The sequence below is a fragment of the Micromonospora foliorum genome, from assembly GCF_022229015.1.
GTDB lineage: Bacteria > Actinomycetota > Actinomycetes > Mycobacteriales > Micromonosporaceae > Micromonospora > Micromonospora foliorum.
The window spans coordinates 1-6,840 of record NZ_JAKKFF010000254.1 but is presented as its reverse complement, the minus strand read 5'-3'; the positions used below and the strand labels follow the sequence as shown (position 1 = coordinate 6,840).

5 protein-coding genes, 3 tRNA genes and 2 pseudogenes are annotated in these 6,840 nt (G+C 71.2%); 8 read left to right on the top strand and 2 right to left on the bottom strand.

Annotated elements, in window-relative coordinates:
- A pseudogene (locus tag PSH25_RS19285) lies at positions 1-209 on the bottom strand (hypothetical protein); the annotation flags it as partial.
- A 174-nt stretch (positions 210-383) separates the two neighbouring features.
- On the opposite strand from PSH25_RS19285, the gene PSH25_RS19280 reads away from it, so the two are divergent.
- The 4 genes from PSH25_RS19280 (at position 384) to PSH25_RS19265 (ending at position 1,843) form a co-directional block, all read left to right on the top strand.
- Positions 384-1,187 carry a fumarylacetoacetate hydrolase family protein gene (locus PSH25_RS19280; protein WP_238660406.1) on the top strand — a complete coding sequence of 268 codons (804 nt, stop codon included), beginning with the start codon at positions 384-386 and terminating at the stop codon, positions 1,185-1,187.
- Positions 1,188-1,295: 108 nt separating this feature from the next.
- A tRNA-Gln gene (locus PSH25_RS19275) sits at positions 1,296-1,367 on the top strand.
- Positions 1,368-1,501: 134 nt separating this feature from the next.
- Positions 1,502-1,574: transfer RNA gene (locus PSH25_RS19270), tRNA-Glu, on the top strand.
- A gap of 196 nt (positions 1,575-1,770) precedes the next feature.
- Positions 1,771-1,843, top strand: a tRNA-Glu gene (locus tag PSH25_RS19265).
- Between the two features lie 208 nt (positions 1,844-2,051).
- Here the strand turns inward: PSH25_RS19265 and PSH25_RS19260 are convergent.
- Entirely contained in the window at positions 2,052-2,738 is a 687-nt protein-coding gene (locus PSH25_RS19260) for an IclR family transcriptional regulator (protein ID WP_007456408.1), read from the bottom strand.
- A gap of 49 nt (positions 2,739-2,787) precedes the next feature.
- Here PSH25_RS19260 and leuC point away from each other — a divergent pair, with 49 nt between their 5' ends.
- The 4 genes and pseudogenes from leuC to PSH25_RS19240 form a co-directional block, all read left to right on the top strand.
- The gene (gene leuC, locus PSH25_RS19255) at positions 2,788-4,233 is read left to right on the top strand and encodes a 3-isopropylmalate dehydratase large subunit (protein ID WP_238660405.1); all 1,446 of its coding nucleotides are present in this window, start codon (positions 2,788-2,790) and stop codon (positions 4,231-4,233) included.
- Between the two features lie 14 nt (positions 4,234-4,247).
- Positions 4,248-4,835 carry a 3-isopropylmalate dehydratase small subunit gene (gene leuD / locus PSH25_RS19250; RefSeq protein ID WP_238660404.1) on the top strand — a complete coding sequence of 196 codons (588 nt, stop codon included), beginning with the start codon at positions 4,248-4,250 and terminating at the stop codon, positions 4,833-4,835.
- Between the two features lie 172 nt (positions 4,836-5,007).
- The gene (locus tag PSH25_RS19245) at positions 5,008-5,691 is read left to right on the top strand and encodes an HU family DNA-binding protein (RefSeq protein WP_238660403.1); all 684 of its coding nucleotides are present in this window, start codon (positions 5,008-5,010) and stop codon (positions 5,689-5,691) included.
- A 162-nt stretch (positions 5,692-5,853) separates the two neighbouring features.
- Positions 5,854-6,840 (top strand): annotated as a pseudogene (locus PSH25_RS19240) (endonuclease/exonuclease/phosphatase family protein); the annotation flags it as partial.

Genomic DNA, 6,840 nt, shown 5'->3' with positions numbered 1-6,840 from the left:
GCCGCTGGTTGCGGCGTGGCGGCCGCTGGTTGTGGCGTGGCGCCCGGTGGTCGTGGCGTGGCGGCCGCTGGTTGTGGCGTGGCGGCCGGTGGTCGTGGCGCGGCCGCCGCCTCCGGAGCCGCCGTCGGCAGGGCCGGCACGGCGGCGAGGATGCCGAGGCAGTGCACGAACACTGCGAGGGCTCTGTGGTGTCGTGTCGATGCAGGCATACGAACGAACCTCCGGAGCCGACGCTAGGGGCGAGTCGCGTCCGTGCGGGTACGAAGTCGGGAAGTCCGCCCCGGTCACCTCCAGCTCCGGTAGGGTGCCGCGCGCTGATGGGTTGAGCACACCCGACCGCCGGTCCTGGCCGGTTCGGGTGCCGGCGGCGCTAGATTGGCCGGGTGCGTATCGCTCGTTTCGCCCATGCCAAGGGAATGTCGTTCGGTGCCGTCGAAGGCGAATCGGGGGCCGGGCCGGAGGGCCTGACCATCGCCGAGATCGAGGGCCACCCGTTCGGCAAACTCTCCTTCAGTGGGGCCCGGTGGGCCCTCTCCGACGTTCGACTGCTCTCGCCGATCCTGCCCAGCAAGGTCGTCTGTGTCGGCCGCAACTACGCCGACCACGCCGCCGAGCTGGGCAACGAGGTGCCCAAGGAGCCGCTGCTCTTCCTCAAGCCGTCCACCTCGGTGATCGGCCCCCGGGACGCCATCCGACTGCCGATCTTCTCCAAGCAGGTCGAGCACGAGGCGGAGCTGGCGGTCGTGATCGGGGCGCCCGGCGCGCGCCGCGCCGACCGGGCCGCCGCCGAACGCGCCATCTTCGGCTACACCTGCGCCAACGACGTCACCGCCCGGGACCTCCAGCGTTCGGACGGGCAGTGGACCCGGGCCAAGGGCTTCGACTCGTTCTGCCCGATCGGCCCGTGGATCACCACCGGGCTGGACGTCTCCGACCTGGAGATCCGCTGTGAGGTGGGTCGCAACCCGGAGGAGATGGAGGTACGCCAACTCGGCCGGACGAAGGACATGGTCTTCGACGTGCCGGGCCTGGTGTCGTACATCTCGCACGTGATGACCCTGCTGCCCGGCGACGTCGTTCTCACCGGCACTCCGGCCGGGGTTAGCCCGCTTGTCGAGGGGGATACGGTCACCGTGCGGATCGACGGCATCGGTGAGCTCACCAACCCGGTGGTCCCCGTCGCCTGATCCGTCTGATGCCCCTGTTTCCGCAGCTCACAGGTGGTTCGGGGGGATCGGATTTGGCCTGCCGGCACCGGGAGGGTAAAGTTCACTCCCGGCGCCGCAAGGGGCCAATGGGGTATGGGGTAATTGGCAGCCCGACTGATTCTGGTTCAGTTAGTCTAGGTTCGAGTCCTGGTACCCCAGCGCTGCTGGAATTCGCGAGAATTTCCAGACGCTGGATTCTGACGGAGTTCGACTCCGCCCCTTCGGGGGCGGAGGGTGGTCTTCGGTAGAGTGCAGCTCCTCCACCGCTAAGGTGGGGGAGCAAAAGTTGTTCTGGCCCCGTCGTCTAGCGGCCCAGGACGCCGCCCTCTCAAGGCGGTAGCGCCGGTTCGAATCCGGTCGGGGCTACATCGCGCACAGCCCGTCTCACCCGGTGAGGCGGGCTGTTTCGTGTCCGCCGCCGGGCGCGTCCCGGCTCGCCACCGGGCGCGTTCTGGCTCGCCGCCGGGCCCTCGGGTGACCCCGCACCCCGCGCTCGTGCCCGGGCGCGGTGCCGCTAGACTACAGTCGCACCGCCCGCGAGGGTGGTGAACGGAAAAGTTCTGGCCCCGTCGTCTAGCGGCCCAGGACGCCGCCCTCTCAAGGCGGTAGCGCCGGTTCGAATCCGGTCGGGGCTACAACCAAAGGCTCATCTCGCCCAGCGAGATGAGCCTTTCTCGTCGTCCCCACCCCGTCCCATCCCACCCCGCGCCCCGTCCTCTGGCTCCGTCCCCGGCTCGCCCCCGTTGATCATGAAGTTGTTGTCACGACACGCCGTGGTCGGTGGCAATAACTTCATGATCAACGGGGGGAGGGTGGGAGGGGAGGGGGAGAGAGGGCGGCGGGTTAGAGGCCGGATAGGCGTTGGCCGGCTCTTACTACGGCCATGGCGTGGCGTTCGCCGGGGCGGCGGCCGAGGCGTTCGATCGGGCCGGAGATGCTGACCGAGGCGATCACCCGGCCGGTGCGGTCGCGGATCGGGGCGGAGACGCTCGCCACACCGGCCTCCCGCTCGGCGACGCTCTGCGCCCAGCCGCGGCGGCGTACCTCGGCCAGGGTGCGGCCGGTGAACTTGCTGCGCGGCAGCAGTGGCATCACCGCCTCCGGCGGCTCCCAGGCGAGCAGGATCTGGGCCGCGGAGCCGGCCGTCATCGGCAGCACCGAGCCGACCGGAACCGTGTCCCGTAGACCGCTGGCGCGCTCCGCCGCCGCCACGCAGATCCGCTCGTCGGCGCGGCGCAGGTAGAGCTGCGCGCTCTCACCGGTGGCGTCGCGCAACGCGGCCAGCAGTGGCTCGGCGGCGGTCAGCAGGACGTCCGGTGCGGCGTTGGCCAGCTCGCCCAGGCGGGGGCCGGGCCGCCATCTGCCCTGGGTGTCCCGCACCAGCATTCGGTGGATCTCCAGGGCCTGGGCCAGGCGATGTGCGGTGGCCCGGGGCAGCTTGGTGCGTTCAACGAGTTCGGCCAGGCTGGCGCCGTCCACGCAGGCGGCCAGGATGACCACCGCCTTGTCGAGAACGCCGACACCGCTCATACTGTGTCCCACAAGCCGAAACTTACCTCCCAGAATTTAGGATGTCCAGATGGTGGGAGTCACTCCTGAGCCGAGGACCCTGGCCGAGAAGGTCTGGGACGCGCACGTCGTACGGTCCGCCGCTGGTGAGCCGGACCTGCTCTTCATCGACCTGCACCTGCTGCACGAGGTGACCAGCCCGCAGGCGTTCGACGGGCTGCGGCTCGCCGGGCGCCGGGTGCGTCGTACCGACCTGACCCTCGCGACCGAGGACCACAACACCCCGACCGGGTACGCCGACCAGGCGTTCCGTCTCCGCCGTGGTGACCTGCTCACCATCGCGGACCCCACGTCGCGTACGCAGATCGAGACGTTGCGCCGCAACTGCGCCGAGTTCGGGGTGCGGCTGCACCCGCTCGGCGACGACAACCAGGGCATCGTGCACGTGATCGGCCCGCAGCTCGGTCTCACCCAGCCGGGCCTGACGATCGTCTGTGGGGACTCGCACACCGCCACCCACGGCGCCTTCGGCGCGCTCGCCTTCGGCATTGGCACCAGCGAGGTGGAGCACGTGCTGGCCACCCAGACGCTGCCGCAGAGCCGGCCGAAGACGATGGCCGTGAACGTCACCGGCCGCCTCGCGCCCGGCGTGACCGCCAAGGATCTGGTCCTCGCGCTGATCACGCAGGTCGGCACGGGTGGGGGTCGCGGGCACATCGTGGAGTACCGCGGCGAGGCGATCCGCGCCCTCTCCATGGAGGGGCGGATGACCATCGCCAACATGTCCATCGAGTGGGGCGCCAAGGCCGGCATGATCGCGCCGGACGAGACCACCTTCGCGTACCTCAAGGGTCGACCGAACGCGCCGCAGGGCGCGGACTGGGACGCGGCGGTGGCGTGGTGGCGGACGCTGCCCACCGACGAGGGCGCGCGCTTCGACGCCGAGGTCACCCTGGACGCCAGCCAGATCACCCCGTTCGTCACCTGGGGCACCAACCCCGGGCAGGGCGCGCCGCTGAGCGCGCCGGTGCCGGACCCTGAGGAGTTCACCACCGACTCGGAGCGCACCGCCGCCCGCCGGGCCCTGGAGTACATGGATCTGCGCCCCGGCACCCCGCTGCGGGAGCTGCCCATCGACGTGGTCTTCGTGGGGTCCTGCACCAACGGCCGCCTGGAGGACCTGCGGGCCGCCGCGGACGTGCTGCGTGGCCACCGGGTCGCCGACGGCGTTCGGATGCTCGTGGTGCCCGGCTCCGCCGCCGTGCGGGAGGCCGCCGAGGCCGAGGGGCTGGACAAGGTCTTCGCCGACGCCGGGGCCGAGTGGCGGTTCGCCGGCTGCTCCATGTGTCTGGGGATGAACCCCGACACACTGAAGCCGGGCGAGCGCTCCGCCTCCACCTCGAACCGCAACTTCGAGGGCCGTCAGGGCCGGGGTGGGCGTACCCACCTGGTCTCCCCGCCGGTGGCCGCCGCCACCGCCGTGGTCGGCCGGCTGGCCGCCCCCGCCGACCTGTAGAAGGGACCGACGAGATGGACAAGTTCACCACCCACACCGGCACGGCAGTGCCGCTGCGCCGGTCCAACGTGGACACCGACCAGATCATCCCCGCCGTGTACCTCAAGCGGGTGACCCGGACGGGCTTCGCCGACGGGCTGTTCAGCGCCTGGCGGGAAGATCCGGCATTCGTGCTCAACGATGAGAACTATTCCGGGGCGTCGATCCTCATCGCCGGCCCGGAGTTCGGCACCGGCTCCTCCCGGGAGCACGCCGTCTGGGCGCTGCGGGACTGGGGCTTCCGCGCCGTGGTGGCCCCGCGCTTCGGTGACATCTTCCGCGGCAACGCCCTCAAGGAGGGTCTGTTGCCGGTCGAGTTGGAATTGAAAGCCGTCGAAGAGTTGTGGGACCTGATCGAGGCGGATCCGACCACTGAAGTGACCGTCGACCTGACCGCCCGCCAGCTCCGGGCGGGGGACGCCAGCTGGTCTTTCCCGCTGGACGACTTCAGCCGTTGGCGGCTTCTGGAAGGTCTCGACGACATTGGACTCACCCTCCGCCACGCCGCCGACATCGACTCCTACGAGGCACGCCGACTGCCGTTCCTGCCCTCCGTGGCATAGCCGTTAGGTCGCTCGCACAGCGGATTTCACCCCCATCGGTCCATCCGGTGGGGGTGAATCCGTTACGACACAAGGGCTTTTTTCTACCGAATGTTTGTGTCCCGGCAGCACAGGGCATACCGTGCGCGCAGAATGGCTCGCGACGAGTCAGTTGCACAATCGGGAGGAAGTCGTGAACAAGGCCGAGCTCATCGAGGCGCTCGCCGTACGCCTGGGGGACCGGAAGATGGCGACGGCCGCGCTCGACGCGGTCCTCACCGAGGTCCAGGCGGCGGTCACCAAGGGCGAGAAGGTGGCGATCACCGGATTCGGAGCATTCGAAAAGCGTGTGCGTGGCGCGCGAACAGCGCGCAACCCGCGTACCGGCGAGGCGGTGAAGGTCAAGAAGACGTCAGTCCCGACCTTCCGCCCCGGCGCCGGGTTCAAGGAGATGGTGGCCAGCGGCAAGGTGCCGAAGGCCACGGTGGCGGCGAAGAAGACCGCCGCCAGCACCGCCACGGCCAAGGCGGCGGGCACGAAGGCGACCGGCACCAAGGCGACCACCGCGAAGGCGGCGGGCACCAAGGCGACCACGGCCAAGGCGGCCAGCAAGAAGACCGCCCCGGCCAAGGCGAGCAAGACCGCCACGGCGACCAAGACGGCCGCCAGCAAGAAGACCGCCCCGGCCAAGGCGAGCAAGAGCACCACGGCGACCAAGACGGCCGCCAGCAAGAAGACCACCGCGGCGAAGAAGACCACCGCGGCGACCCGGTCGACCGCGGCGAAGAAGACCACCGCGACGGCGAGCAAGAGCACGGCGGCCAAGAAGGCGCCGGCGAAGAAGGCTCCAGCCAAGAAGGCGGCCAGCAAGCGCTGACCGACCCGCACCGCAAGGGCGTCCACCCGTGGGTGGGCGCCCTTTCGGCGTACCGGGGCGGTCTTTCGGCGTACGGGGACCGTTGACCCGGTTGCCCCGCTCGCGCAGAATCGCCGTGCCGGCCACCCCTCCGCCGGTCCGCCGACGGGAAATGGGGCGCCGGTGCGCTACCGCCAGGTCACCACCGGCACGCTCGCGCTGGGCGTGCTCCTCCTCATCGACGTGCTGCGGGTCTGGCTACCCGGCATCATCACCATCTTCGGTCAGGCGGCGTCCACCCCGGCGGAGCTGATGGGGGCGTTCGCCCTCGGCTGGTTCGTGCTCGCGCTGGGCGCACCCGCCGTGGTCCGCCGAGTCGGAGCCCGCCCGGTCACGGTCGTCGCCGCTGTCGCGCTCGCCGTCGCCCGGCTCACGCTCACCGCCGCTCCCGGCGGGCGTACGCAGCTCTGGTTGGCCACCGCCGGGTTGCTCGCCGGGCTGGTCTGGCTGGTCGGCGTCGCCGCCGACACCGACCGACCGGTCCCGGGGCTGGCGTTGGGGATCGCGGTCAACGCGGCCCTGCACGCCGTGCTGGACACCGTCGACCTGGTCTGGCGGGGCGACTGGGTGGCCTGGCTGCTCAGCGTCGTCGCGGTGGTGGTGTTCCTGGTCGGCACGGCGCAACCCGCCCAGCGCGGCGGTACGGGTAACGCCCTCGCCGGCCCCGCTGACGCCCCTACCGGCCCCGCTGTCGGCCCCGCTGACGCCCCTGACGGCCCCGCTGACGCCGTTGCCGGCCCCGGTGGTGGCCGGGCCTGGCTGCTGGCCGGTCCCGCGCTGCTGCTGGCCGGAATGGTGGCGCTCTCCCCGGCCCTGGCCCGGACCGGGATGTCGTACCTGGTCGCCGGGGATGGTGTGGCTCGTTCGCCGCTGTTCGGCCTGGCACCGGTGCCGGTGGCGGTCGCCGGGTTCCTGTGCGCCGCGTTGACCCGGCCGCCACGCGGGTGGGGCCGAGCGTACGGCCCGGTGGCGCTGCTCGCCGGCGCGGTGCTGTTCGCCCTCGACCGGGGTGACCTGCTCCTGCCGGCCATCCTGCTCGCCGCGGTCGGTCTCGGCGCCTGCCTCGCCCTGACCGACGACGCCAGCGACCCGGCCAGGGCGAGGCAGGCG

What these genes read in the sequence shown, in the direction of transcription:
- leuC (WP_238660405.1), top strand. Translation starts at nt 2,788, where the DNA reads ATGGTGGGAGTCACTCCTGAGCCGAGGACCCTGGCCGAGAAGGTCTGG.
- leuD (WP_238660404.1), top strand. Translation starts at nt 4,248, where the DNA reads ATGGACAAGTTCACCACCCACACCGGCACGGCAGTGCCGCTGCGCCGG.
- PSH25_RS19260 (WP_007456408.1), bottom strand. Translation starts at nt 2,738, where the DNA reads ATGAGCGGTGTCGGCGTTCTCGACAAGGCGGTGGTCATCCTGGCCGCC.